Origin of the sequence: Micromonospora sp. NBRC 110038, from assembly GCF_020884815.1 — a bacterium.
Classification (GTDB): domain Bacteria; phylum Actinomycetota; class Actinomycetes; order Mycobacteriales; family Micromonosporaceae; genus Micromonospora; species Micromonospora haikouensis.
Genome location: NZ_BBOL01000004.1, coordinates 509,981 through 532,377 on the forward strand (window position 1 = coordinate 509,981; position 22,397 = coordinate 532,377).

Here is a 22,397-nt window from a genome sequence, read left to right on the forward strand (position 1 = left end):
TATCGTGTGATCCATGACGATTTCCGCGCCTCGTCTCATCCGTCCACCGGCCATCCTCGGTCGTGTCGGCACCATCGCCGTGACGCACTGGGGGTTGGTCGACGGCCTGCACGGGCTGTCGACGGTGGTCGAAATCGTCGACGTGGACGGACCTGGCGTACTCCAGCAAGGGGCCTGGAAACTGTCGGGAATCGACACCGTCAGCGTCACTGCCTCCAGCGACGCCGGCGAGTTGGTCCACCCCTCGTACGGGGCAGCCGCAGCCCGCCGATGGCAGCGATGGACGATGGCATTCGGCCGCAGCGAACTGCGGGACCTCACCATCACGGTCCCGCCGATCACGTTCACCCACACCTTCACCCTGGGGGATTGACGTGGCTCCCGGCGTCGGGGGCCACGGGGCGGTTTCGGTCGGGGTGGGAGCTCATCCCCCGCCGGGATCCTTATTTCGTCCTTCGGGAGCACGGCAGAAACACGTTGGCGGGTCACAGCGACCGCTGCTAGCTTTCGGGAGGCCGTGCGAGAGACCGAGGAGGTGGTACCCGTGAACGTTTCGACATGGGTGCTCCCCTCCGGGGCCACGGTCGGGCGGTAGGTCGTCCGGGAGCGCCGTTACGAGCGATCCCGAAAGGCACGACCATGCGATTCACTACTGAACAGCGCCTCGACGACGGCGTCCTCGAACGCGAGATCGCCCTCGGCGAGATCCCCGGCATCCTGTGGACACCCGCATCCGCATCCGCGCCGGTCCCGCTGACCCTGCTCGGCCACCCTCCGCTCGGACTGCGCAAGATGTACCCCCGTCTGGTGGCCCGGGCCCGGCGCGCCGCGGCGGACGGCTTCGCCGCGGCGGCCATCGAGCTTCCCGGCAGCGGTGACCGACCCCGGTGGGCCGCCGTCGAGCAGGCCCGCGCCGACCTGCGCCGGGCGCTGGAGGCCGGCGAGCCGGTCAGCGACGAGATCGTCGATGCCCTCGTCCTCCCGCTCGTCGACAGGGCGGTCCCGGAAACGCAGGCCGCCCTGGATGCCCTCCTGTCGCTGCCCGAGATCGGCGGCCCGGTCGGGTACTCGGGTGGCGTGATCTCCGTCGGCATCCGGCTTGCGGTGGTCGAGCCCCGCATCGTGGCCGCCGGCCTCTTCGCCGGGAGTTTCGTGCCTCGCGCCATGTTCGAGGAGGCCCGACAGGTCACCATTCCGCTGCATGTCCTGCTGCAGTGGGACGACGAGGGCAACGACCGCCAAGCGGCCCTGGACCTGTTCGACGCCTTCGGCTCCACGGAGAAGACGCTGCACGCCAACATGGGCGGGCACACCGGTGTCCCGCAGTTCGCCGGGGAGGACGCGGCCGGGTTCTTCGCCCGGCACCTGCGCTAGCCGCCGCCAGAACAGTAGAAGGCCGTACGGGCCGCCGGCCCTCCTGCATAGCGGTGGCCACAGCAGAGGTGCGCAACCGCCCGATCGCGTCAGCTGGCAGACCCGGTCCTGTTCGGGTCTGTCAGCTGACGCTACGGTCAGTTGGTCGTCTCGACGCGCGCGATGAGCTGCTTGAGTCGCGCGATCTCGTCGGCGAGCGCGGTGGCTCCGGCGGCGGTGAGGGTGATCCAGGTCCGGCCGCGCCGCCCCTCGTAGCCTTTCTGGATCTCGATCAGGCCGGCCGTTTCCAGCACGCTGAGGTGCTTGGAGAGGTTGCCGGCGGTCAGCTCGAGGTGGGTGCGCAGGTAGCCGAACTCGACCCGGTGGGCCTCGTGCGCGATGGTCAGGATGCCCAGCCGTGCCCGCTGGTGCACCACCTCGTCCAGCCCGGTGACCGGGTGCCCTGGGCCCGGGGTGCCGATCGTCGCCGTCACCGCTGCCGCCTGCGGGCTGCGCTGAAGAACCCGGCCGCGCCGAGCAGCAACAGCGCGCCGATGACGACTTGCGGTGCCGCGAATCGGGCCTGAATTCCCCAGCCGGCCAGTCCCCAGCCCTCGTTCGTCGGCAGCACCAGCAGCACCAGGGCCAGGTAGGCGAGGGTGAACAGCAGCAGCCCGATGTTGCGCTCGATCCGGGCCAGCACCACCAGCGCGATCCCGATCATGCCCCAGGGCGAGACCAACCGGTCCAGGACCAACCACCAGTACGGCAGCGGCTGGTACGGCAGCGGGTGATGCGGAAAGTACAGGGCTGCGGCTACCCACGCGGCGGTGAACACGACAGTCGTCGCGGCGCCGACGATCGCGTACGGCAACGTCCGGGCACCCAGGCCCCGGGACCGGGCGGCCCGCGAATAGCAGACGGCGATCGCCGTGTAGGCCAGCAGGAGCGCCGAGGGCCAGTAGAACAGCACGCCCCGCCGCGCGAACTCGCAGCTAGTGTCGGGGAGGCAGCGCACCGTCATGGCGAGCCAGTCGAACGGGATTCCGGCGAGCGTCACCGCGCCCAGCACCAGCAGCGCGACCCAGGTCATCCGTTGGTCGAGGCGCACCTGGTGCGCCAGAGAGCGAATGTCAGACAGCAGTCGGCGGGGATCGCCACCGGCAGCAACCGGCTCAGTAGTCATGCCAATAGGTTTCCACAGCAAACCTATTGGCGCTAGTGCCGAGTTCGCGCTCATCCGGCAGCGCCGGCACACCCGGCGGCTCGTTGACCACCGCATCCGTCGGCCCGCGGGATGCATGACGCCGACGCGCACATAACTGTCATTATGGTGCGCAGGTGATTCGCCCCTTTTGCCGCATCAAATTATCGGATTAGTGTTACCGGTAATGCGCTAATAAAGCGAAGTTGTCGGCGGGGACGACGGATGGCACGGTCGGGGCATGACGGACACGGGTGGGGCGGGCGTGCGCGCCGCGATCGGCGAGATGGGCCGGGTCCTCGGGCCACACACCGACGCCGACTGGACGGTGCCGGCAGGGACGCTGGAGTGGAGCTGCTGGACAACCGCGGCGCACGTGGCGCACGACCTGCTCGCGTACGCGGGGCAGCTGGCCGGCCGGCCCGCCGACGGCTACCTGCCGTTCGACCTGCGCGTCTCCCCCACCGCGACGCCCGCCCAGGTGCTGACCGTCGTCGCGGCCTGCGGTGACCTGCTCGCCACCGCCGTCGACGCGGCCGACCCGGGCGTGCGGGCCTGGCACTTCGGCCCCTGCGACCCGGCCGGGTTCGCCGCCATGGGCGTGGCGGAGACCCTGCTGCACACCCACGACATCACCCGGGGCCTACACGTCGACTGGCAGCCGCCCGCCGCGCCCGCCGCCGCCGTGCTGACCCGGCTGTTCCCGGACGCTCCGCCCGGCCCGCCGGCCGAGGTGCTGCTGTGGATGACGGGGCGGGCCGAGTTCGACGGTCGGCCCCGCCGCACCTCGTGGACGTGGCAGGCCGCGCTGCCCTGACCGCATCGGCCGATCAGGCATCGGGCCTGACGAGCACGATCCTCGCGCAGGAACCGACGCCGGTTCCTGCATTCGCCAGGGTCGGCACCTGCCCACCGTGACGGCCCCGGAGCCAGCGGACCACCTGCTCAGAACCGGCGAACACGGTCCGGACTAGAGGCCGAGCTGGACCGGCTGGTCCGGCGTTCCCGCGGTGAGAAGCGCTGTCAGGGGTGTGGTGAGGTCGCGGGGCGAGAACAGCTCAGGTCCCCGGTGGGCGGCGACCTCCGAGAGCTGCCACCACCGGAACGCGGCCAGGTTCTCCGCAGCGAGTTGGTCGTCTGTCAGCTCACCGCGGGGCTGGAAATGGTTCGTGCGGACGAGGAAGTAGTCGTTGATGACGCCGTCGAAACCCGGCGCGACGTCGGCGGCCACGACTTCCTGGTGCCAGACGTGCGGCGGTTCGGCGACGATCGCCAGACCGGTCTCCTCCCGCAGTTCACGGCGCAGAGCCGTCAGCCGGTCCTCGCCGGGTTCGACGCCGCCGCCCGGGGCCGCCCAGACGGCCTTCGACTGCTCCGGCACGACCGGGTGGGGAAAGACGAACCGGCAGAGCAGGATGCGGTCGTTCTCGTCGAGGACGATCGCGCGGACGGAGGGACGCAGGTGCGGCGTCATGCCGTGTCGGAAGCGGCGACGAGGCGCATGATCGGCATTGCCGCAGGTTATCAACCGCCCGCCTGCACCTCGGTCAGCCCCGGCCCGTCGCGGAGGGTTGTCGTCACCGAGCGCTCTTGTTAGCGTGCCGTTGCGGGTCGAGAGGCGCTGCGACGGATGACCATCCGCCACGCTCGGCCTGTTCCTTGGTCCAAGGGCGCCTCCCGCTGGGAGGCTGCCGTCCCTCCGGCGGATCACTCGCACGGTGAGGGTTGTGCAATGGCAACGGACCTGACTGACTTCATCGCCGGCTTGCCCAAGGTGGAACTGCACGTCCACCACGTCGGGTCGGCGACACCGCACACCGTGGCGCGGCTGGCCGAACGGCACGCCGGGACCACCGGGGTGCCGGCCGACCCGGCGCTGCTGGCCGAGTACTTCACGTTCACCGACTTCGCGCACTTCGTCGAGGTGTACCTGTCGGTGGTGGACCTGATCCGCGACGCCGAGGACCTGGCCACGCTCACCTACGACATCGGCGCCGGCCTGGCCGCCCAGTCGGTGCGGTACGCCGAGCTGACGCTGACCCCGTACTCGTCGATCGTGCGTGGTGTCCCGGCCGAGGCGTACTGCGAGGCGGTGGAGGACGCCCGGCTGCGGGCCGCCCGTGACCACGGCATCCAGCTGCGCTGGTGCTTCGACATCCCGGGCGAGCCCACGATGACCGGCGCCGACGTCACCCTGGAGGTGGCGCTCAAGCAGCGCCCGGACGGGCTCGTCAGTTTCGGGCTGGGCGGGCCGGAGTCCGGAATCCCCCGCGCCCGCTACGCCGGGCACTTCGCCGCCGCGCGGGCAGCCGGGCTGCGCAGCGTCCCGCACGCCGGTGAGTCGACCGGCCCGCAGACCGTGTGGGACGCGGTACGCCATCTCGGCGCGGAACGCATCGGCCACGGCATCGCCGCCGCCCGCGACCCCGAGTTGATGGCGCACCTGCGCGAGCACGACATCGCCCTGGAGGTGTGCCCGACCTCCAACGCCTGCACCCGCTCGGTGCCGTCGCTGGCCGAGCATCCGCTGCCGCAGTTGGTGGCCGCCGGCGTGCCGGTCACCGTCAACTCCGACGACCCGCCCATGTTCTCCACCACCCTGAACAGGGAATACCAGGTGGCCGCAGACCTGCTCGACCTCGACGAGCACGGCGTCGCGGAGCTGGCCCGCCAGGCCGTGCGGTACTCGTTCCTCGACGCTGCGGGCAAGACCGCCGTGCTGGCCGAGATCGACGACTACCTCCAGGCGTTCGCTGGCCGGGCGACGGCGACGACCAGTCCGACCGCGGGAGATCACCGGTGACCGCTGCCGGTGCCGGCAGCGGTCGGCCGGGTCGCCCCTGCCCGCGTCCCGCTGATTGAGGGTTGGCCCCGACGAGGAGCCGACGATGCCGGGAAAAGTTCACACCGTTCGTTCAACGATACCGTTGAGGGAATGACTGTCCGGAACATCGCACGGAAACTCGACGGGGCCGCCATCTCGGCCTTCCTGCGTTCCCTTCCCGCCCGGCCTGCGCTGCTCGGCCTGGGCGAAGCCCGGCACTTCGTGGGGGAGTTGGGCGCGTTGCGCAACGAGGTCTTCCGGCACCTCGTCGAACACGAGGGCTACCGGTCGTTCGCCATCGAGAGCGACTGCCTGATGGGCCTGGTGGTGGACGACCACATCGCGACCGGTGCCGGTGACCTCGACGACGTCATGGCGCGCGGCTTCAGCCACGGCTTCGGCGCGTCGGCGGCCAACCGGGACCTCGTGCGCTGGATGCGCACCTACAACGAGGCCCACGATGAGAAGCTGCGGTTCTTCGGGATCGACGGCCCCCTGGAATACTGGGCGGCCAGCCCGCGTCAGGCGCTCACCGCCCTGCACGGCCTCCTCGACGGCCCGCTGCCCTGCACCCGGGAGACCCTCGATGCGCTGCTCGGCCCCGACGGGCGGTGGTCGAACGAGGCCACCGTCATGGACCCGTCCCAGTCGATCGGCCGGTCCGCCGACGCCCAGCGGCTGCGGGTGATCGCCGACGACCTGCTGGCGCTGCTCGACACGCAGTTGCCGCAGCTGAGTGCGCGCGACCGGGAGCGGGCGGAACTGTACGGGCGTACCGCCGTCGGCCTGCTCCGCTACCACCACGCGATGGCCGACGGCACCGCGGACCGGATCTCCCGGCTGTCGGGGCTGCGGGACGCGATGATGGCCGCGAACCTGCGTGCCGTCGCCGCGCACGGCCCGGCGCTGGTCTTCGCCCACAACCTGCACCTGCAGCGCCACCCCAGCCGCATGTCGCTGGGCGACCAGGACGTGCGGATGTGGAGCGCGGGAGCCATCACCGCGGCCCGCCTCGGCGACCGGTACGCCTTCCTCGCCTCGGCCCTCGGCGCGATCGGTGGCGACGCCCCGGCTGCGGACACCACCGAGGGCATCCTGGCCACCCTCCCGTGGCACGCTTGCGTGGTCGACGGCCGCCGCCTGGCCCGGGCGGCCGCCGCAGCCGCCCCGCGGGTCTCCCGGGACTTCGCCTACTTCCCGCTGGACCCGACCCAGCTCGACACGATCGACGGCATCGTCTTCGTCAGAGAGGCCGTCGATCTGGGTGCCCCCGGCTAGCTGTAGGCGTCAGGGCCGCCGCGGTCCCCGCCACGGCCACTGCCACCGGCGGCGGGGACCGTGCTGCGGCGGTGCCGGCCGCGCCGCCGCCACCGCCTCCGCGCGGGCCCGTTCCCGGGCGGCACGCCACCCGGCCACCACCTCGTCGGCGTTGGCGGGACGCACGACGACCTGCGGGCCGGTCGGGTTGCGCAGCCAGGCGACGACCTCCCGGTTGAGATCGGCGACGTACGCCCGCACGGCCGCCTCGGTGGGCAGGTCCCGCACCTCGTCGGGCACTCGTTCGATCCTGCGGCGCAGCAGCAGCGGCGTCGGCAGCAGCAGGTCGCTGGGCAGCTTCTCGCGCTCCAGGAAACTCTTGATCCACCACGACTCGTCGTAGGGCGTGCCCCGGCCCGGCAGTGGTTTGCCCGCCCCGGGCAGGTTGTCGAACTCGCCGCGTTCCTGGGCGGTGCGGATCTGCGCCTCGGCCGCGGCCTCCCACCTGTCGCTCACCCCGGCACCTCCCCGGATCCACGGTACCCGCCCGGTCGTGTCGGCGACCGGGCGTGGTGACCCCACCACCCGGTCCCTAGCCCGCCGGGTAGAAGAGGAACAGTCTGCAGCCGGTGACGGTCGCGGGCACGTGCCACGATCCGGCCGGGGCGTGCAGGAACGTCCCCGCCGGGTAGTCGCGCGCGCCGTCGTGGAACGTGCCGTCGAGCACGTACACCTCTTCGGGGCCGGGCGTGTGGACGTCACGGCGCGGCCACGACGAGCCGGGGTCCATCTCGAGCACGGCGGCCTGCGCGCCGTGTGGTCCCCGCCACAGCGGACGCAGCCGGATGCCGGGGAAGAGTTCGCGGACAGGGGCCGCCTCGACGCGTACGGCGGTGTAGCCCTCCTGGGTCAGGATCTCTGGATGCATGCCCTCCACGGTGCCGCCGGCGCGCCCCGCACGACAGCGGCGACGAGGACACCGTGGGGTACTTTCTCGCCATGCACCGCGTGGTCGCCCTGGTACGACCGGTGCAGTCGACGTTCGAGCTGGGCTGCGCCGCTGAGGTCTTCGGCACGGTGCCCCCTGGCACGCCCCGCCACTACGAGTTCGGGGTGTGCACGGAGCGGCCCGGGCAGGTGCCCACGTCAGCCGGGTACGCGCTGTCGGTGTCGCGGGACCTCTCGGCTCTCGATTCCGCGGACACCGTGGTGATCCCGGGCTGGGCGCCGGTGGAGGCGCCGCTGTCGGCGCGGGTGCGCGGTGCGCTGCTGCGGGCCCACGCCCGGGGGGCGCGACTCGTCACGATCTGCGGCGGCGTGTTCGCGCTGGCCCGCACCGGCCTGCTGGACGGCCGCTCGGCCACGACGCACTGGGCGCGCGCCGAGCAGCTGCGGCAGGAGTTCCCCCGGGTGCGCGTGGAGGCGGACGTGCTCTACGTCGATCACGGGGACGTGGCCACGAGCGCCGGCGCCGGCGCCGGCATCGACCTGTGCCTGCACCTCGTCGGGAAGGATCACGGTGTCGGGCACGCGGCGCTCGTCGCGCGGTACATGGTGATGCCACCGCACCGTGACGGCGGCCAGACACAGCCCGTGCTGGCCGCGCCGGCCACGGACAGCCTGGACGGGCTCCTGGAGTGGGCCGAGGCGCGCCTGGGAACGGCGTTGTCGGTGGGTGACCTGGCGGCGCATCTGCACGTCTCGCCCCGGACGCTGGCCCGACGGTTCGCCGAGCAGCTCGGCACGAGCCCGGGCGCGTGGCTGCTGTCTCGCCGGGTGGCGCGGGCACGCACCCTGCTGGAGGAGACGGATCTGCCGGTGGAGGCCGTCGCGGTCCGCGTCGGCCTCACCTCGGCGGCGAATCTGCGCCGTCGCTTCCGCGTTCGGGTGGGCACGACTCCGGGTGCCTACCGGCGGGCGTTGCGGGGCTGCGCGACCTGACGCCGCCCGCTGCGGCTCACCCTAGGTCGCCGCCGGGGTGCGGGGCGGCGTGGCGGGCGTGGCGGTGCCCGTCGCGGGGGAACGGCGCCCGGGCGGGAAGTGTCTCCTGGAACGGGTAGCCGGCCTTCTCGGCGACCCGGCAGGAGGCGGTGTTGTCGACCTGGTGCAGCAGGTCCAGGCGGGTCAGGCCGGTCGCGGCGAACCGGGTGAACGCCCAGTCGGTGACCGCCTGCACGGCGCGCGGTGCGACGCCGCGCCCGCGGGCCCAGGCGGCCGTCCAGTAGCCGATCTCGGCGTGCGGGCGGCTGGGCAGGACGTCCTTGAGCACGACCGTGGCGACGAGGCGGTCGCCGCCGTCGCGGCGGGGCTCGCGTACGGCGAAGGCGAAGCGGCGGCCGGCGGCCCAGCCCTGCCGGCTGCGGACCATCCACCGGTGGGCGTCGCGGGCGTCGTCGACCGGATGCCGGGTCCAGTGGCGCAGCACCGGGTCGCGGTAGACCTCGATCAGCTCGGGGATGTCGCCGTCGTGCCAGGGGCGCAGCTCCAGCTCGGGATGGTGGGGGGTCGCGGGGGCCCGCAGGAGCACCGACATCCCCGTAGTGTTGCCCATCGCCGCCGTCGGTGCCGCCCCGCAGCGGCGCGGGGCCCGCGTTCAGGGGGTCCCGGGGTGGCGGTGGCGGCGCACGAGGCCGGCGGCCAGGGGCGCGGCGTCGAGGTCACCGGCGGCGATCCGCCCGGCGACGGCACGCCGTACGAGGCGGTCGGCCAGGGCGGGCGCGTGCCGGGCGACGGCCAGTTCGAGGCGGCCCCGGGTGGTGGTGGCCACGTCGCGTGGGGCGCGGCGGGCGGCGGCGGCGCGCAGGATCGCCGCGACGACGCCCTCGACGGGTTCGGGTCGGGACACCCCGTTCAGGGACAGCCCGGCGCGGGCGGTGCTGTCGTGGATGGGTGAGGCGACCATGCTGGGGTAGACGACGGTGACGCCGACGTGGGTGCCGACCTCCAGTCGCAACGCGTCGGCGTACGCGACGAGGGCGCGTTTGCTGACTCCGTACGCGGCGGCCAGGGGCAGCGGCAGCACCGCCATCCGGCTGGCCACGAAGATCACCCGGCCGTGGTCGGCGACGAGGGCGGGCAGGGCGGCGGCGGTGGTGCGCCACGCGGCGAGCAGGTTCACCTCGATCTGCTGGCGCACGGTGTCGTCGGGGGGCAGCTCGGCGGGGGCGGGGCCGCCGACTCCGGCGTTGTTGACCAGCAGGTCGAGGCCGCCGAGCCGGTCGACGGCGGCGGTCACGGCGGTGGCGGTGGCGGCCGGGTCGGTCAGGTCGACGCCGAGCACGGGGGCGGCGGGGTCGTCGTGGGCGTGCAGGTCGAGGCCGACGACGCGGGCGCCGGCGGCGTGCAGGGCCGCGCACAGGTGCCGGCCGAAGGTGCCGCGCGCGCCGGTGACGAGGGCCCGGCGGCCGGTCAGGGCGCTCACGTCGCGTCCCGGGCGGCGCGGCGGGTGCCGGCGGCGAGTTCACGGCCCAGCTGCGCCAGGTACGTGTCGAAGTCGACGCGCATCGCCGGGCGGCGGTCTCCCCAGCGGGCGGTGGCGGCGCGCAGTTCGGCACGGCAGGCGGCGCGTTGGGCCGCCGGGGCCGGCGGGGCGTACCGGCCGGCGAGGCGGGCGGCGACGAGGCGGGCCTGCGCCTCCAGCAGGGGGAACGCCGCTCCGGTGGACTGCATCAGCCCGACGAAGGCCAGCCCGGGGGCGTCGAGGTGGAACACGTGCCGGTACAGCGGCAGGGTGTCGGGGCCGGTGCCGAGCAGCCCGGGGTCGAGGAACGGCACCTCGACGCGGTAGCCGGTGCACCAGACGACCAGGTCGACGGTGTCGACGCGGCCGTCGGTGAACTCGACCTGGTCGCCGTGGAACGCCGCGACGCCGGGGCGGGCCTCGATCTCGCCGTGGGTGAGCCGCGACAGCAGCCCGTCGGAGAGGGTGGGATGGTCCTGGAGGAAGCCGTGGGTGGGTGCGGGCAGCCCGTAGCGGGTGGGCGGCCCGACGGTGGCGGTGAGCAGGGTCTGGCTGATGCGCTGCCGCAGCCGCCAGGGCAGCCGCCGCGCGAGCGCCCCGTTGAGGGTGTCCGAGGGGCGGCCGAGCAGGTGCTTGGGCACCACCCACACGCCGCGGCGCAGCGACAGCAGCGTACGCCGGGCGCTGTGGGAGGCGTCCACGGCGATGTCCATGGCGGAGTTGCCGCCGCCGACGACGAGGACCCGCCGGCCGGCGAGCTGCTCGGGGCCGCGGTAGGCGTGGCTGTGGAGCTGTTCGGCGGTGCAGTCACCGGCGGGCAGGGGCGCGGGTGGGCGGGGCACCCGGTTGTGGCCGTTGGCGACGACGACGGCGGCGACGGTGACGTCGCTGGTGCCGTGAGGGCCGGTGGTCCGCACGGTCCACCGGTCGTCGGGGCCGCGGGTGACCCCGACGACGGTATGCCGCAGCCGGACGGTGTCGAGGAGGCCGAAGCGGTGGGCGTAGTCGCGCAGGTAGCCGGCGACGCGGGTGTGGTCGGGGTAGTCGGGCCAGTGGGCGGGCATGGGGTGGTCGGCGAACTGGGTGCGGGTCCGGCTGGTGTTCAGGTGCAGGGTGCGGTAGGCGGGCGAGTCGGGTGCCCCGTACACCCACAGGCCGCCGATGGTGTCGGTGGCCTCGAAGGCCACGGCTGGCACGCCGGCGTCGGCGAGGGCCTTGAGGGTGGCCAGGCCGGCGGCGCCGGCACCGATCACCGCGACCCGTGGGGGTTGCCCCATGTCGTCGTCCTCCCCCGCGTTAATCCAACACTCGATGGATAATGCGGGGGGTGGTGGCCCTGCGTCAAGGCGTCCGGGCCCGTAATGCGGTCGACGGCGCCGCGCGCCGCGGTTACCTTACGGACCTCACGTCCCGGGAAGGTGTTTCGGTGGACCTGCCACGCAGCTTTGTCATCCGCGAACGCGACCACCGCATCCACAACCCCTTCACCGCCGCGAAACTCGCCACCCTCGGCCGGGCCCTGCGCCTGCGGCCGGGCACGACCCTGCTCGACCTGGCCTGCGGCAGCGGCGAGATGCTCTGCCAGTGGAGCCACGCGCACGGCGTGACCGGCACCGGGGTCGACATCAGCACCGTCTTCGTCGACGCCGCCCGGGCCCGCGCGGTCGAGCTGGGCGTAGCCGGGCGGGTGGCGTTCGTGCACGGCGACGCCGCCACGTACACCGCCGAGGTCGAGGTCGACGTCGCCGCGTGCGTCGGGGCGACCTGGATCGGCGGCGGCGTCGCGGGCACCATCGGGCTGCTCGAACGCGCCCTGCGCCCCGGCGGCCTGCTGCTGATCGGCGAGCCGTTCTGGCGGGTCGACCCGCCCGATGAGGCGACGGTGACGGCCTGCCACGCCACGGCCCGGGAAGACTTCCACGACCTGCCGGGCCTGGTCGCCCTGTTCGGCCGGCTCGGCTTCGACCTGGTGGAGATGGTCCTGGCCGACGAGGACAGCTGGGACCGTTACGTCGCCGCACAGTGGTTGTCGGTGCGCCGCTGGCTCGACGCCCACCCCGACGACGAACTGGCCGGCGAGCTACGCGCCGAACTCGACACCGCGCCGCTGCGCTACGTCCGCTACCAGCGCCCCCACCTGGGGTGGGGGGTGTTCGCGCTGATGCGGCGCTGACGCCCGCCGGCCGGTGCGCGTCAGGCGGCGCCCGCTACGGGGTGCCCGGCTGCCCGCCGGCCCAGTAGAGGCCGTCGAGGAACCGGTGCACGAAGGCGCGGAACTCCTGGCGTTCCCGCTGCGCCGCGGCCGCGTCGGCGGCCAGCGCCACCACGTGCGCGTGCACGGCCCAGACCAGGCTGCGCACCGTGATGTGCGGGGTGGGTTCGACCAGCGCCCCGGCGGCGGCCGCCGCCCGCAGCAGTTGCTCCACCAGTTCATACAGCGGCGCGGAGTACCGCTCGTCGAGGTCGGCGTGCCGGTGCGGCTCCAGCCAGCGGCGCAGCCACAGGGCGGTGGTCTGCGGGTGCTCCTGCAGGAAGTCGACGAACACGTCGACCAGGTCGTGCAGCGCCCCCCGGGCGGCGGCGGGCCCGGTGTCGAGGGCGTCGTGGGCCGCCCGCGTCGCGGCCTGCAGGGCGTCGCGTTCGGCGACGAACACCCGGGCGAAGCAGGCGTCGTAGAGCTGCGCCTTCGTACCCGTGTGGTGGGAGACCGTGGCGACGTCGACGCCGGCGGCGGCGGCGACCTGCCGCAGCCCGACGGCGTCGAAGCCCCGGGCGGCGAACAGCGCGGTGGCGGCGGTCAGCACCACCTCGCGGGTGTCCCGGCTCTCGGAACGCCGGGGTCGGCCGGGACGTCGTCGGGGCATGGTCATGGGCGCCATTGTCCCCCTACAATCCAGCAACCGTTGGATTTGACGGCGGCGTGCCGCCGAAAGGACGCCCACGATGACCCAACCGGCCCCCGCGCCCCGGGCGGACCTGCCGCGCGGCCCCCTGCTCGGCTTCGCCGCCGGCTCCCTCGGCATGGGCGTGTGGGTCACCGTACCCGGGCTGCTGCTGCTGTACTTCCTCACCGACGTACTCGCCGTGGCGCCGTGGCTGGCCGGTCTGGCGCTGCTCGCCCCGAAGGTGGTCGACGTGCTGGTCCACCCGTGGGTCGGCCACCGCAGCGACGCCGAGTCGGCCCGCCGCGGCGACCGGCGGCGGCTGCTGCTGGCCGGCTGCGCGCTGCCCGCGGCGTTCGCCGCGCTGTTCGCGGTGCCCGGCGGCCTCACCGGCGTGGGCGCGGCGGCGTGGGTCGCGGCCTGGTTCGTCGCCGGGAACCTGCTGTTCGCCGCATACCAGGTGCCCTACCTGGCGACCCCGGCGGACCTGCGGATCGGCTACCACGAGCGGACCCGGCTGATGGCGTTCCGGATGGTGGTGCTCACCGCCGGGATCCTGGCCTCCGGGCTGCTCGCGCCGCTGCTGACCGGCGGCGACGCCGCGACTCGCGGCGGCTACCAGCGGATGGGCCTGCTGCTGGGCGGCGGCGCCCTGGCCGCCATGCTGGTCGGGGTCGCCGGCATCGGCCGGCTGCGCCGGGCCGCCGGCACCACCGCGCAGCGCCACGCGCCGGGCGGCTGGCGGGCGCTCGCGGCGGCGCTGCGCGACGGGCAGTTCCGCTGGCTGGTCGCGGCCTACCTGGCCATGTCGACCACGACGCACCTGGTGCTGGCCGGGGTGCCGTACTACGCCGAGTACGAGCTGGGCCGGCCCGCGCTGACCACGGTGCTGGTCGCCGCGTTCGTGGCGCCGGCGCTGCTGGTCACCCCGGGCTGGCTGGCCGTGGCCCGCCGCGCCGGCAAGCAGCGGGCCCTGCTCGTCGCGCAGGGCGCGTTCGCGGCCGGGTCGCTGGTCCTCGCCGTGGGCGCCCCCGCCGGCCTGCCCGTCCTGGTCGCGGCGGTGACGGTGCTCGGGGTCGCGTTCGCCGGCATGCAGCTGCTGCCGTTCGCGATGATGCCCGACGTCGTCCGCGCCGCCGGCACCACCGGCGCGGGCACCTACACCGGGGTGTGGACGGCCACCGAGGCCACCGGCGCGGCGCTGGGCCCCTACGCGTACGCGGTGTGCCTGACCGCGGGCGGGTTCGTCGCCTCGACTGGCGGTCAGGTGATCGACCAGCCGGACGCGGCGGGGGCGGCGATCCGCTACGGCTTCGGGTTGCTGCCGGCGGCGCTGATGCTCGCCGCGGTGCTGCTGCAACGCCGCTACACCCTCGACGGCGCCGCCCGCGCCGCCGGCTGACGGGACACCCCTCTTGACGCGTCCGGTGGAGCAGGGGCCCCTTGTCGACGCCCCACCGCAGGCGGTCACCGGACGTGGCCGACGCCCGTCGCTAGACTTCCGCCTCGATGGACGACCAGCCCTCCCCCACCGCCGACACCCGCCCCTGCGCCCACTGTGGGCGCGACGTGCCGCAACGGGCCGGCGCGGGCCGGCCGTTCCGCTACTGCCGCGACAACGACGGCGCCTGCCAGCGGGCCTCGCGCAACAGCCGGATGCGGCACCGCAACGCCCCCGGCCTGCCCGGTCAGGTGGCCCGCACGTGGGAGGCGGTGGACCGCCTCGACCAGATCGTGCAGACCCTCACCGAGGCGCTGCACGCCGAACTGTCCCCGGCGGGGGTGCAGCGGCAGCTGGCGCAGCTGCGCGCGGAGACCGCCGCGGAACTCGCCCAGGCCCACACCGAACGCGACGACGCCCGCCGCGACGCCCAGGACGCGGCGGCGGTCGCGGCCCGCGCCGGCCAGCAGGCCCGCACGGCCGCCGCCGAACGCGACGCCGCCGTCGCCCGCGCCGACGCGGCGCAGGCCGACGCGGCCGCCGACAGGCAGCGGGCCGAAGCGGCCGAGGCGGCCCGCGACGACGCCCGCCGCGACGCGGGCGCGGCGCAGGCGCTGCGGGTGCAGGCCGAGCGGGACCGCGACGCGGCCCGCCACGAGCTGCGCACGATGCGCGGCGAACGCGACGCGCAGCGGCAACGCGCCGCCGACCTGACCACCGAACGCGACGCCGCCCTGCAGGCCGCGCGCCGCGACGCCGAGGCCGCGGCGCAGGCCCGCCAGCGGGCCGAGCAGGCCGACGCGCAGGCGCAGCAGGCCCTCGCCGACGCCCGCACCGCAGTGGCGGGCGCCGACGCCGCCCGCGCCGACGCGCAGCGGGCCCGCGAGCAGGCCGACCGGCTGCGCGCCGACACCGCCGACGCCCGCCGCGACGCCGAAGCCGCCCAGGCGCAGGCGCAGGCCGCCCGCCAGGAGGCGGCGGCGCTGGCGGCGCGGCTGGCCGAGGCCACCGCCGCCCACGACACGGCCGCCGCCCAGGCGGCGGCCGCGCGGGAGGCCGCCGCCGCCGTCGAGGGCCGCCTCGGTGAGCTGGAGGTACGGCTACGCGCGGCCGAGGCCGAACGCGACGCCGCGCAGCGCCGTTCGGCGCAACTGGTCGACCAGGTCAGCGACCTCGCCACCGCGCTGGCCCGGCTGGGCGCCCCGCCGCGCTGACGGCGCCCTGCGGCGGGCCGCCGGTGGCGGGTCAGCGCAGCGCGGTGGCGGCGGCGGTCAGCGGCATCCCGGCGGCGTGGCCGGCGCGTCACCGGGCGTCGCCGCCCGCGCCGGCGCGGGAGTGGGTAGCATGCCCGGTGAGCCGCCGAACACCTCCACCGATTCGCCCGGCCGGGACGACCCCGCCGGGCACCTGGCGTGGCCGGCTACCCTTGCAGGGGCGGCGGGGCTCGCCGCGTCCCGCCCGGCCGGCGGGGTGCGGCCCGGCGGGGCGGGAATGACCCGGCCGACACACACCGTTGGACCTGAAGACCAGCACCACGAACGAGGGGAAGTCGATCATGGGCGAGCGTATGCTGCGCGGAAGCCGTCTGGGCGCGGTCAGCTACGAATCCGACCGCAACACGGAGCTCGCGCCGCGTCAGACCCGCGAGTACCTCTGCGCCAAGGGCCACCAGTTCGAGGTGCCGTTCGCCGTCGACGCCGAGGTCCCCACGACCTGGGAATGCAAGTTCGACGGCAGCGTCGCCCGCCTGGTCGACGGCACCGAGCCGGAGCAGAAGAAGGCCAAGCCGCCGCGCACCCACTGGGACATGCTGCTGGAGCGCCGCTCCATCGCCGAGCTGGAGGACATCCTCGCCGAACGGCTCCAGGAGGTCCGCACCCGCCGGGGCCGCGCCTGACCCCACACCCACGACGACGCCCCCGCAGGGATCACCCTTGCGGGGGCGTTTCGCGTGGCCGCTCTACCGTTCGACGATCTCGCCCTCGATGGCCCGGCCACCGTCGACAACCGTCGGCGCCGGCTCCTGCGGCTCCGGCTGCGCGGACGGCGCCGCGTCGCCGCGGCGCACCCGCACCCGCCGCGGCCCGAACAGGTCACCGGCCACCATCGACGACACCCGCCGCTCCGTGGCCCGCCGCACCCCCGCGCCTGCCAGCCGCCGCACCGGCGGCACCAGCAGCAGCAGCCCCACCACACCGGAAACCAGGCCCGGCACCGCCAGCAGCAACGCCCCCAGCAACCCCACCAGCCCGTCGGTGACCTGCGGGCCCGGCGGCGCGCCCGCCTGCGCGGCAGCCCGGAACCCCCGCCACGCCCGCATGCCCTCCCGGCGCAACAACACCAACCCCAGCAGCGACGCCGCGAACACCAGCAGCACCGCCGAACCGAACCCGACAGCCCGGCCGACACCCACGAACACCGCCAGCTCCGCCACCACGGCCGCCAGCGCGGCCACCGGCACGAACCTCAGTCCTCGGCGCATCTCACCCCATCGCCCCGTCGCGTCCCACCACCTGCTGCAGCAAGCATGACACGCCGCCGCTCACGGCCACCGCACCTGACCGTCACCGGTGCCGTGCAGACCCCGCCGCCACGCCGTCCGCCGATCCTGCACCGCCCACACACTGACCCGCCACAACGCCTCCGCCACGATCAACCCGCTCATCTTGCTCGCCCCCCGCTGACGCTCCGCGAACGTGATCGGCACCTCCACGATCCGCGCCCCCGCCCGATGCGCCAGCCGCGACAACTCCACCTGGAACGAATACCCCTGCGAACACACCGACCCCAGGTCCACCGCGTCCAACACCGCCAACCGGTACACCCGGTACCCGCCCGTCGCGTCCGTCACCGGCATCCCCAACGCCATCCGCGCGTACAGGTTCCCGCACCGCGACAGCAGCAACCGCCGCAGCGGCCACCCCACCACCCGCGCCCCCCGGCACCACCGCGACCCGATCACCACGTCCGCGTCGGCGGCCGCGGCCAACAACCTCGGCAGGTCCTCCGGCGCGTGGGAACCGTCGGCGTCCATCTCCACCACCGCGTCGTAGCCGCGTTCCCGCGCCCACGCGAACCCCGCCAGATACGCCGCGCCGAGCCCCTCCTTACCGGCCCGGTGCAGCACGTGCACCCGCCCGTCGCAGGCCGCCAGGGCATCCGCGAGGACCCCCGTGCCGTCGGGGCTGGCGTCGTCGGCGACCAACACGTCCACCTCGGGCGCGGCGGCCCGCACCCGCGCCACGATCGACGTCACGTTGTCGGCCTCGTTGTAGGTGGGGATGACCACCAGCACCCGCCGCAGCGGCGCCCGGCCCGCCCGTGCTCGCACGCCCACCGCTGCACCCACCGTTCCCCCCGCCCCGCGCGCCGGCACCGCCGGCGCGCGTCCGTCACCCCGCCGTCACCCGGGACCGTCCGGCGCCCGAACGCCGCCGGCGCAGCACCGCCGCACCGGCCATCACGGCCACCGCCACCGCGACCAACGCCGCCTCCGGCCACACCCCGACCCGGGTGGCCAGGGTGCGCCCGTCACCGAGGCGCAACTGCCGCGACACCACGGCCCGGGTGTTGAACCCGGTGGCGTCGGATACCCGCCCGTCGGCGCCGACGAACCCGGACACCCCCACCGTCGACGCCATCAACGACGCACGGCCGTGCTCCACCGCCCGCAACCGCACCATCGCCAACTGCTGGCGCGCCTCCGCCACGTCGAACGTCGCGTTGTTCGTCTGCACCACCAGCACCTGCGCCCCGCCGGTGACCGTGTCCCGCACCAGCCCGTCGTAGGCCACCTCGAAACAGATCACGTCACCCACCGTCACCGCACCCGCGTCCACGACCCCCGGCCGGTCACCGGCCACCATGTCGCTGCGGACCCGGTCGACCTCCTTGCTGATCATCCGCGCCACGTCCCGCAACGGCACGTACTCGGCGAACGGCACCGGATGCCGCTTCGTGTACATCTGCTCCAGATCAGGCCCGGCCCCCGGCCGCCACAGGATCCCCGCGTTCTGGCTCTGCCCCGGCCCCGGCCCCACCAGCACCGCACCCACCAGGATCGGCGCCCGCACCGCCGCCGCCGCGACGCCGATACGCTCACCGGCCGCCGCGCTGCGCAACGGGTCGATGTCGCTGGCGTTCTCCGGCCACACCACCAGGTCCGGCTGCCGGCGCTGCCCGGCCGCCACCTGCGCCGCCAGGTCCAACGTCGCCTGCACATGATTGTTCAGCACCGCCTGCCGCTGGGCGTTGAAGTCCAACCCCAGCCGCGGCACGTTGCCCTGCACCACCGCCACCGACACCGCGGCCCCACCGCCGGCCACACCCACCGGCACCAGCCACCCCACCGACAGCACCGCCACCGCCGCGACCGCCGGCCCCACCGCCGACCACCGCCCCCGCGCACCCCCGGACCGCCACGGCCGCCACAGCGCCGCCACCAGCAGACCACCCGCCGCGGCCACCGCGAACGTCACCAGCGGCGCCCCACCCCACGCCGCCAACCGCAACGTCGGCGCATCCCCCTGGCTGAACGCCAACCGGCCCCACGGGAACCCCCCGAACGGGGCCCGCGACCGCAGCGCCTCCTGCCCCACCCACAACACCCCGCACACCAGCGGCCACGCCCACCGCCACCGGTCCACCACCGGCGACACCCACGCCGACGCGGCACCCAGCAGCGCCACCACCGCCGCCTGCGACAGCGACAACAACACCCACGGCAGCATCCCCGTGTGCAGGTTCGTCCACTCCAGCAGCGGCGCGAACAACGCCAACCCCGCCAGGAAACCCAACCCCGCCCCGGCCCGCACCCGACGCCGGTGCGTCGCCGCCGCCAGCAACGCCACCCCCACCGGGGCACCCACCCACCAGTCGTACGGGGGGAACGCCACCAACAGCACCAACCCGGCGGCCACCGCCACCGGCACGGCCACCCGCAACGGCAGCGACCCCGCCCCCGGGCACATTACGGGCGCAGACGACGGGTCCTGCGCGACAGCCGTCACCGGCATCTCACCTGCGATCACACCGCCGAAGGCTACCCGCCCCACCCCGACAAGCCGGCGACAGACGCCACCTGCGAAACGGAAATCGGGGCGCGGCATACGCCGCACCCCGATGCTCCCAGGCCCTTCCCGGCCGGTGGGGCGAGGATCAGGCACAACGACCTTCGGACCGACCCGACGGGAAACTGGCTGCCCCCGCCTGGCCGTTGTCTACTGGCCGCGCACCTCACCCTGCCCGTACACCGGTAACCGCGGCCGGTTCGCGCCGCCCCGCCGACCCCCGCCCGCTGGACCTGGCCGCCGTAACCCGAAGGTCACTCGGCCAGCGGACGAAGGGACGAAGCGAACAACAGCCGCTTCCCGTAGTAGGACTCAAAGACGGTACGTGCTGCCCCCCGGCCCCTGTCAACCCGCCCCGGCCAGTCGCCCCACCCACCACGGCGTGTCGCGTCGGCGAGTCTCAATCCACGGCGAGATGCCGACGCACCAACGCCCCCGCCGCCTGCGGATGATCCGCCGCCAACAACCCCGCCGCCGCCAGCACGTACTCGACGTCCACCACCGCCCGCGCCGCCCGCGGCACCGCCCACCCACCCGCGTGATCCGACAACACCGCCCCCAACACCCCCGCACCCGCCCCCGCCGGCACGTGACGCAACACACCCCCCGACCCGACCAGCAACCGCACGTCCCGCAGATCCCGCCCCCCACGCTCCCCCGTCGCCCCGCCCCGCGCATGCCGACGCACCGCCACCGTCGCCGCCAACGCCGCGATCCGCGCGTCCACCACCCACCCCGCCTCGTCCGCCGCCACGAACCCCGGATCCGCCGCCCGCACCCCCGCCGCCACCGCCAACGCCCCCGCCTCCACCGCGTCGACCAGCCGCTCCTGCACCGCCGCCCGCACCACCCCCGGCGCGCTCCACCGCACCCCCAGATCCCCCTCCACCGTGCGGGCCCGCCACAACGACCCGGCGACCTCCCGCCCCGGCCCCGCCGCCCGCTCGTCCGGCGTCAACACCGAATACACATCCGTCGTCGCCCCACCCACGTCCACCACCACCAGATCACCACCCACGGCGTCCGCGAGGACCTCCACCCCCGTCAACACCGCGTCCGGCGTCGCCGCCCGCACCAACCGCCCGAACCGGGGCCCCCGCGACAGGCGCTTCCCACCGATCACATGCCGCAGGAACACCTCCCGGATCGCCGCCCGCGCCGACCCCGGCTCCAACACCCCGATGCGCGGCAGCACGTTGTCGGCCACCGTCACCGGCACCCCCGCCCCGGCCAACACCGCCCGCAACTCCTCGCGCACGTCGACGTTGCCCGCCAACACCACCGGCACCCGCCACCGCGCCCGCGCCAACCGCGTCGCGTTGAGCGTCAACACCTCCGCGTCACCACCGTCGGTGCCACCCACCAGCAACACCACGTCCGGACGCGCCGCCCGCAACGCCGACACCTGCGCCGCACCCAACCGGCCGGCGGCCACATGCACCACGTCCGCCCCCGCCGACAGGCCCACCCGCCGACCCGCCTGCGCCGTCACCAACGCCTCGTAGCCCACCACCGCAAGGCGCAACCCACCCCCGGCCGACGAACACACATACCACGGCACGTCACTCACACCGGCCGCCGCCGTCGCCGCACCCACCGCCGCGTCCAACCCCCGCAACACGTCCGAACCCACCGTCGTCGGCGACGCCCCCGCACCCACCAGCCGACCAGCATCCAGGTCGACCACCACCGCCTTCGTGTACGTCGAACCCACGTCGACGCAGACCGCAGTGCTCACGCCACCGACGGCACGACCACCGTGCCCGTCGCCGTCACCGCCACGATCGGCTCCGCCAACACCTCCGCCGCCGACTCACCCCGATCCGGGCGGCCCCGACACACCACCCGCGCCTCGAAGTCGATCGTGCGGCTCCGCGTGCCCACCCGCGTCACCGTCGCCACCACCTCCACCACGTCGCCCGCCCGCAACGGCGCCCGGAACTGCACCTCCGAATACGACGCGAACAACCCCTCATCCCCGTCGGTACGGATACACACCTCCGTCGCCACATCCCCGAACAACCCCAACGCGTACGCCCCGTCGACCAGGTTCCCCGCATAATGCGCATGCGAATACGGCACATACCGACGGTGCACCACAGTCAAACCGACCCGGGGATCACTCATGCGACACTCGCCTTCCTCGACGTGATCAGAGCATGAACGAGATAACTGGCCACCTCACCCGGAGTCGTGCCCCGGCCGAAGATCCGATCCACACCCAACTCGCCGGTCATCGACTCGTCGAACCGCGGCCCACCGACGATCAACAACGGCCGCTTCCCGGCCGGCATCGCCTCCCGGAACGCCGCCGACATCTCCCGCGTGTTGTGCAGGTGCGCATCCCGCTGCGTCACCACCTGCGACACCAGCACCGCGTCGGCGCGTTCCCGCCGCGCCGCCTCCACCAGCTCCGGCACACTCACCTGCGCACCCAGGTTCGTCACCTTCAACTCCCGGTAGTACTCCAGACCCTTCTCCCCGGCGATGCCCTTCACGTTGAGGATCGCGTCGATGCCCACCGTGTGCGCGTCCGTGCCGATGCACGCCCCCACCACCGACAGCTTGCGGCGCAGCCGCCGCTTCACCACCGCGTTGACCTCCTTGGCCGACAACAGCGGATAGTCACGCTCCACCACCTGCACCTTCGCCAGGTCCACCAGGTGGTTCACCCGCCCGTACACCACGAAGAACGTGAACCCGTCACCCATCTGCCGGGCATGCACCAGCATCGCCGGATCCAGGCCCATCTTGTTCGCCAGCTGCACCGCCGCGCCCTCGGCCCGCTTGTCGTGCGGCACCGGCAACGTGAACGACACCTGCACCATGCCGTCACCCGTCGTGTCCCCGTACGGACGCACCACCGTCTTCCCGCTCATGCCGCGCTGACCGGGCATGCTCCCGCGG

At 74.3% G+C, this 22,397-nt stretch carries 25 protein-coding genes and 1 riboswitch; of the genes, 10 read left to right on the forward strand and 15 right to left on the reverse strand.

Annotated features, from left to right (window positions below; translation table 11 throughout):
- The first annotated feature begins 13 nt into the window (after positions 1–13).
- A complete protein-coding gene (locus LPU61_RS17860; RefSeq protein ID WP_229405538.1) occupies positions 14–373 on the forward strand; it encodes a hypothetical protein in 360 nt (119 codons plus the stop codon).
- Between the two features lie 266 nt (positions 374–639).
- On the forward strand, positions 640–1,374 hold the full coding sequence (locus LPU61_RS17865; protein WP_229405539.1) for an alpha/beta hydrolase: 735 nt from the start codon (positions 640–642) through the stop codon (positions 1,372–1,374).
- A 137-nt stretch (positions 1,375–1,511) separates the two neighbouring features.
- On the opposite strand, the gene LPU61_RS17870 is transcribed toward LPU61_RS17865, so the two are convergent.
- Both LPU61_RS17870 and LPU61_RS17875 read right to left on the reverse strand, forming a co-directional pair.
- Positions 1,512–1,847 (reverse strand): transcriptional regulator, encoded by a 336-nt coding sequence (locus LPU61_RS17870; RefSeq protein ID WP_043969151.1) that lies wholly within the window; start codon positions 1,845–1,847, stop codon positions 1,512–1,514.
- Positions 1,844–2,464, reverse strand: a complete 621-nt coding sequence (locus LPU61_RS17875; protein ID WP_229405540.1) for a hypothetical protein — start codon at positions 2,462–2,464, stop codon at positions 1,844–1,846. The genes LPU61_RS17870 and LPU61_RS17875 overlap by 4 nt, the downstream gene beginning before the upstream one ends.
- A 334-nt stretch (positions 2,465–2,798) precedes the next feature.
- Between LPU61_RS17875 and LPU61_RS17880 the strand changes: the two genes are divergently transcribed.
- Positions 2,799–3,374 (forward strand): maleylpyruvate isomerase N-terminal domain-containing protein, encoded by a 576-nt coding sequence (locus LPU61_RS17880; RefSeq protein ID WP_043969153.1) that lies wholly within the window; start codon positions 2,799–2,801, stop codon positions 3,372–3,374.
- Positions 3,375–3,527: 153 nt separating this feature from the next.
- On the opposite strand, the gene LPU61_RS17885 is transcribed toward LPU61_RS17880, so the two are convergent.
- Complete coding sequence (locus tag LPU61_RS17885; protein WP_229405541.1) at positions 3,528–4,031, reverse strand: NUDIX domain-containing protein; 504 nt, start codon at positions 4,029–4,031, stop codon at positions 3,528–3,530.
- Positions 4,032–4,164: 133 nt separating this feature from the next.
- A riboswitch (S-adenosyl-L-homocysteine riboswitch) is annotated at positions 4,165–4,239 on the forward strand.
- Positions 4,240–4,289: 50 nt separating this feature from the next.
- Here LPU61_RS17885 and LPU61_RS17890 point away from each other — a divergent pair.
- Together LPU61_RS17890 and LPU61_RS17895 are read left to right on the forward strand one after the other, a co-directional pair.
- Positions 4,290–5,360, forward strand: a complete 1,071-nt coding sequence (locus LPU61_RS17890) for an adenosine deaminase (protein WP_043969155.1) — start codon at positions 4,290–4,292, stop codon at positions 5,358–5,360.
- Positions 5,361–5,492: 132 nt separating this feature from the next.
- Positions 5,493–6,659 carry an erythromycin esterase family protein gene (locus LPU61_RS17895; RefSeq protein WP_229405542.1) on the forward strand — a complete coding sequence of 389 codons (1,167 nt, stop codon included), beginning with the start codon at positions 5,493–5,495 and terminating at the stop codon, positions 6,657–6,659.
- Positions 6,660–6,668: 9 nt separating this feature from the next.
- On the opposite strand, the gene LPU61_RS17900 is transcribed toward LPU61_RS17895, so the two are convergent.
- Both LPU61_RS17900 and LPU61_RS17905 read right to left on the reverse strand, forming a co-directional pair.
- Positions 6,669–7,154: a DUF1992 domain-containing protein gene (locus tag LPU61_RS17900; protein WP_229405543.1), complete on the reverse strand. Its 486-nt coding sequence runs from the start codon at positions 7,152–7,154 to the stop codon at positions 6,669–6,671.
- 76 nt (positions 7,155–7,230) lie between these two features.
- A complete protein-coding gene (locus tag LPU61_RS17905; RefSeq protein ID WP_043969159.1) occupies positions 7,231–7,566 on the reverse strand; it encodes a cupin domain-containing protein in 336 nt (111 codons plus the stop codon).
- Positions 7,567–7,619: 53 nt separating this feature from the next.
- On the opposite strand from LPU61_RS17905, the gene LPU61_RS17910 reads away from it, so the two are divergent.
- Complete coding sequence (locus LPU61_RS17910; RefSeq protein WP_229405544.1) at positions 7,620–8,579, forward strand: GlxA family transcriptional regulator; 960 nt, start codon at positions 7,620–7,622, stop codon at positions 8,577–8,579.
- A gap of 16 nt (positions 8,580–8,595) precedes the next feature.
- Here the strand turns inward: LPU61_RS17910 and LPU61_RS17915 are convergent, their stop codons facing one another.
- Genes LPU61_RS17915 through LPU61_RS17925 form a run of 3 tightly spaced genes read right to left on the reverse strand, consistent with a single transcriptional unit; the run spans position 8,596 to position 11,375 of the window.
- A complete protein-coding gene (locus LPU61_RS17915; protein ID WP_229405545.1) occupies positions 8,596–9,171 on the reverse strand; it encodes a GNAT family N-acetyltransferase in 576 nt (191 codons plus the stop codon).
- Between the two features lie 60 nt (positions 9,172–9,231).
- Positions 9,232–10,059 (reverse strand): SDR family oxidoreductase, encoded by an 828-nt coding sequence (locus tag LPU61_RS17920; RefSeq protein WP_229405546.1) that lies wholly within the window; start codon positions 10,057–10,059, stop codon positions 9,232–9,234.
- Positions 10,056–11,375: an NAD(P)/FAD-dependent oxidoreductase gene (locus LPU61_RS17925; protein WP_229405547.1), complete on the reverse strand. Its 1,320-nt coding sequence runs from the start codon at positions 11,373–11,375 to the stop codon at positions 10,056–10,058. The genes LPU61_RS17920 and LPU61_RS17925 overlap by 4 nt, the downstream gene beginning before the upstream one ends.
- 149 nt (positions 11,376–11,524) lie before the next feature.
- On the opposite strand from LPU61_RS17925, the gene LPU61_RS17930 reads away from it, so the two are divergent.
- Positions 11,525–12,271 (forward strand): cyclopropane-fatty-acyl-phospholipid synthase family protein, encoded by a 747-nt coding sequence (locus LPU61_RS17930; protein ID WP_043969166.1) that lies wholly within the window; start codon positions 11,525–11,527, stop codon positions 12,269–12,271.
- 34 nt (positions 12,272–12,305) lie between these two features.
- On the opposite strand, the gene LPU61_RS17935 is transcribed toward LPU61_RS17930, so the two are convergent.
- Positions 12,306–12,968: a TetR family transcriptional regulator gene (locus LPU61_RS17935; RefSeq protein ID WP_374199688.1), complete on the reverse strand. Its 663-nt coding sequence runs from the start codon at positions 12,966–12,968 to the stop codon at positions 12,306–12,308.
- Positions 12,969–13,041: 73 nt separating this feature from the next.
- On the opposite strand from LPU61_RS17935, the gene LPU61_RS17940 reads away from it, so the two are divergent.
- From LPU61_RS17940 to LPU61_RS17950, 3 genes are all read left to right on the forward strand, one after another.
- On the forward strand, positions 13,042–14,382 hold the full coding sequence (locus LPU61_RS17940; RefSeq protein ID WP_043969167.1) for an MFS transporter: 1,341 nt from the start codon (positions 13,042–13,044) through the stop codon (positions 14,380–14,382).
- A gap of 107 nt (positions 14,383–14,489) precedes the next feature.
- A complete protein-coding gene (locus tag LPU61_RS17945) occupies positions 14,490–15,635 on the forward strand; it encodes a hypothetical protein (RefSeq protein WP_229405548.1) in 1,146 nt (381 codons plus the stop codon).
- 341 nt (positions 15,636–15,976) lie between these two features.
- On the forward strand, positions 15,977–16,318 hold the full coding sequence (locus LPU61_RS17950) for an RNA polymerase-binding protein RbpA (protein ID WP_007070998.1): 342 nt from the start codon (positions 15,977–15,979) through the stop codon (positions 16,316–16,318).
- Between the two features lie 63 nt (positions 16,319–16,381).
- On the opposite strand, the gene LPU61_RS17955 is transcribed toward LPU61_RS17950, so the two are convergent.
- The 6 genes from LPU61_RS17955 to LPU61_RS17980 form a co-directional block, all read right to left on the reverse strand.
- Positions 16,382–16,903, reverse strand: a complete 522-nt coding sequence (locus tag LPU61_RS17955) for an FxsA family protein (RefSeq protein ID WP_229405549.1) — start codon at positions 16,901–16,903, stop codon at positions 16,382–16,384.
- Positions 16,904–16,963: 60 nt separating this feature from the next.
- Positions 16,964–17,758 (reverse strand): polyprenol monophosphomannose synthase, encoded by a 795-nt coding sequence (locus tag LPU61_RS17960; RefSeq protein WP_374199689.1) that lies wholly within the window; start codon positions 17,756–17,758, stop codon positions 16,964–16,966.
- A 55-nt stretch (positions 17,759–17,813) separates the two neighbouring features.
- Entirely contained in the window at positions 17,814–19,391 is a 1,578-nt protein-coding gene (gene lnt, locus LPU61_RS17965; protein ID WP_229405600.1) for an apolipoprotein N-acyltransferase, read from the reverse strand.
- A gap of 499 nt (positions 19,392–19,890) precedes the next feature.
- Positions 19,891–21,228 (reverse strand): glutamate mutase L, encoded by a 1,338-nt coding sequence (locus LPU61_RS17970; protein ID WP_229405550.1) that lies wholly within the window; start codon positions 21,226–21,228, stop codon positions 19,891–19,893.
- A complete protein-coding gene (locus LPU61_RS17975) occupies positions 21,225–21,617 on the reverse strand; it encodes a hotdog domain-containing protein (RefSeq protein ID WP_229405551.1) in 393 nt (130 codons plus the stop codon). The genes LPU61_RS17970 and LPU61_RS17975 overlap by 4 nt, the downstream gene beginning before the upstream one ends.
- Positions 21,614–22,369, reverse strand: coding sequence for an OAM dimerization domain-containing protein (locus tag LPU61_RS17980; protein WP_043969652.1), 756 nt, complete (start codon positions 22,367–22,369; stop codon positions 21,614–21,616). The genes LPU61_RS17975 and LPU61_RS17980 overlap by 4 nt, the downstream gene beginning before the upstream one ends.
- Positions 22,370–22,397 lie beyond the last annotated feature (28 nt).

Bases quoted from the DNA above. Each gene is read 5' to 3' on its own strand.
- LPU61_RS17940 (WP_043969167.1), top strand. From the start codon at position 13,042: ATGACCCAACCGGCCCCCGCGCCCCGGGCGGACCTGCCGCGCGGCCCC.
- LPU61_RS17980 (WP_043969652.1), bottom strand. From the start codon at position 22,369: ATGAGCGGGAAGACGGTGGTGCGTCCGTACGGGGACACGACGGGTGAC.
- LPU61_RS17860 (WP_229405538.1), top strand. From the start codon at position 14: ATGACGATTTCCGCGCCTCGTCTCATCCGTCCACCGGCCATCCTCGGT.
- LPU61_RS17945 (WP_229405548.1), top strand. From the start codon at position 14,490: ATGGACGACCAGCCCTCCCCCACCGCCGACACCCGCCCCTGCGCCCAC.
- LPU61_RS17950 (WP_007070998.1), top strand. From the start codon at position 15,977: ATGGGCGAGCGTATGCTGCGCGGAAGCCGTCTGGGCGCGGTCAGCTAC.
- LPU61_RS17975 (WP_229405551.1), bottom strand. From the start codon at position 21,617: ATGAGTGATCCCCGGGTCGGTTTGACTGTGGTGCACCGTCGGTATGTG.
- LPU61_RS17935 (WP_374199688.1), bottom strand. From the start codon at position 12,968: ATGACCATGCCCCGACGACGTCCCGGCCGACCCCGGCGTTCCGAGAGC.
- LPU61_RS17890 (WP_043969155.1), top strand. From the start codon at position 4,290: ATGGCAACGGACCTGACTGACTTCATCGCCGGCTTGCCCAAGGTGGAA.
- LPU61_RS17895 (WP_229405542.1), top strand. From the start codon at position 5,493: ATGACTGTCCGGAACATCGCACGGAAACTCGACGGGGCCGCCATCTCG.
- LPU61_RS17885 (WP_229405541.1), bottom strand. From the start codon at position 4,031: ATGACGCCGCACCTGCGTCCCTCCGTCCGCGCGATCGTCCTCGACGAG.
- LPU61_RS17865 (WP_229405539.1), top strand. From the start codon at position 640: ATGCGATTCACTACTGAACAGCGCCTCGACGACGGCGTCCTCGAACGC.
- LPU61_RS17955 (WP_229405549.1), bottom strand. From the start codon at position 16,903: ATGCGCCGAGGACTGAGGTTCGTGCCGGTGGCCGCGCTGGCGGCCGTG.
- lnt (WP_229405600.1), bottom strand. From the start codon at position 19,391: ATGTGCCCGGGGGCGGGGTCGCTGCCGTTGCGGGTGGCCGTGCCGGTG.
- LPU61_RS17880 (WP_043969153.1), top strand. From the start codon at position 2,799: ATGACGGACACGGGTGGGGCGGGCGTGCGCGCCGCGATCGGCGAGATG.
- LPU61_RS17905 (WP_043969159.1), bottom strand. From the start codon at position 7,566: ATGCATCCAGAGATCCTGACCCAGGAGGGCTACACCGCCGTACGCGTC.
- LPU61_RS17915 (WP_229405545.1), bottom strand. From the start codon at position 9,171: ATGTCGGTGCTCCTGCGGGCCCCCGCGACCCCCCACCATCCCGAGCTG.
- LPU61_RS17925 (WP_229405547.1), bottom strand. From the start codon at position 11,375: ATGGGGCAACCCCCACGGGTCGCGGTGATCGGTGCCGGCGCCGCCGGC.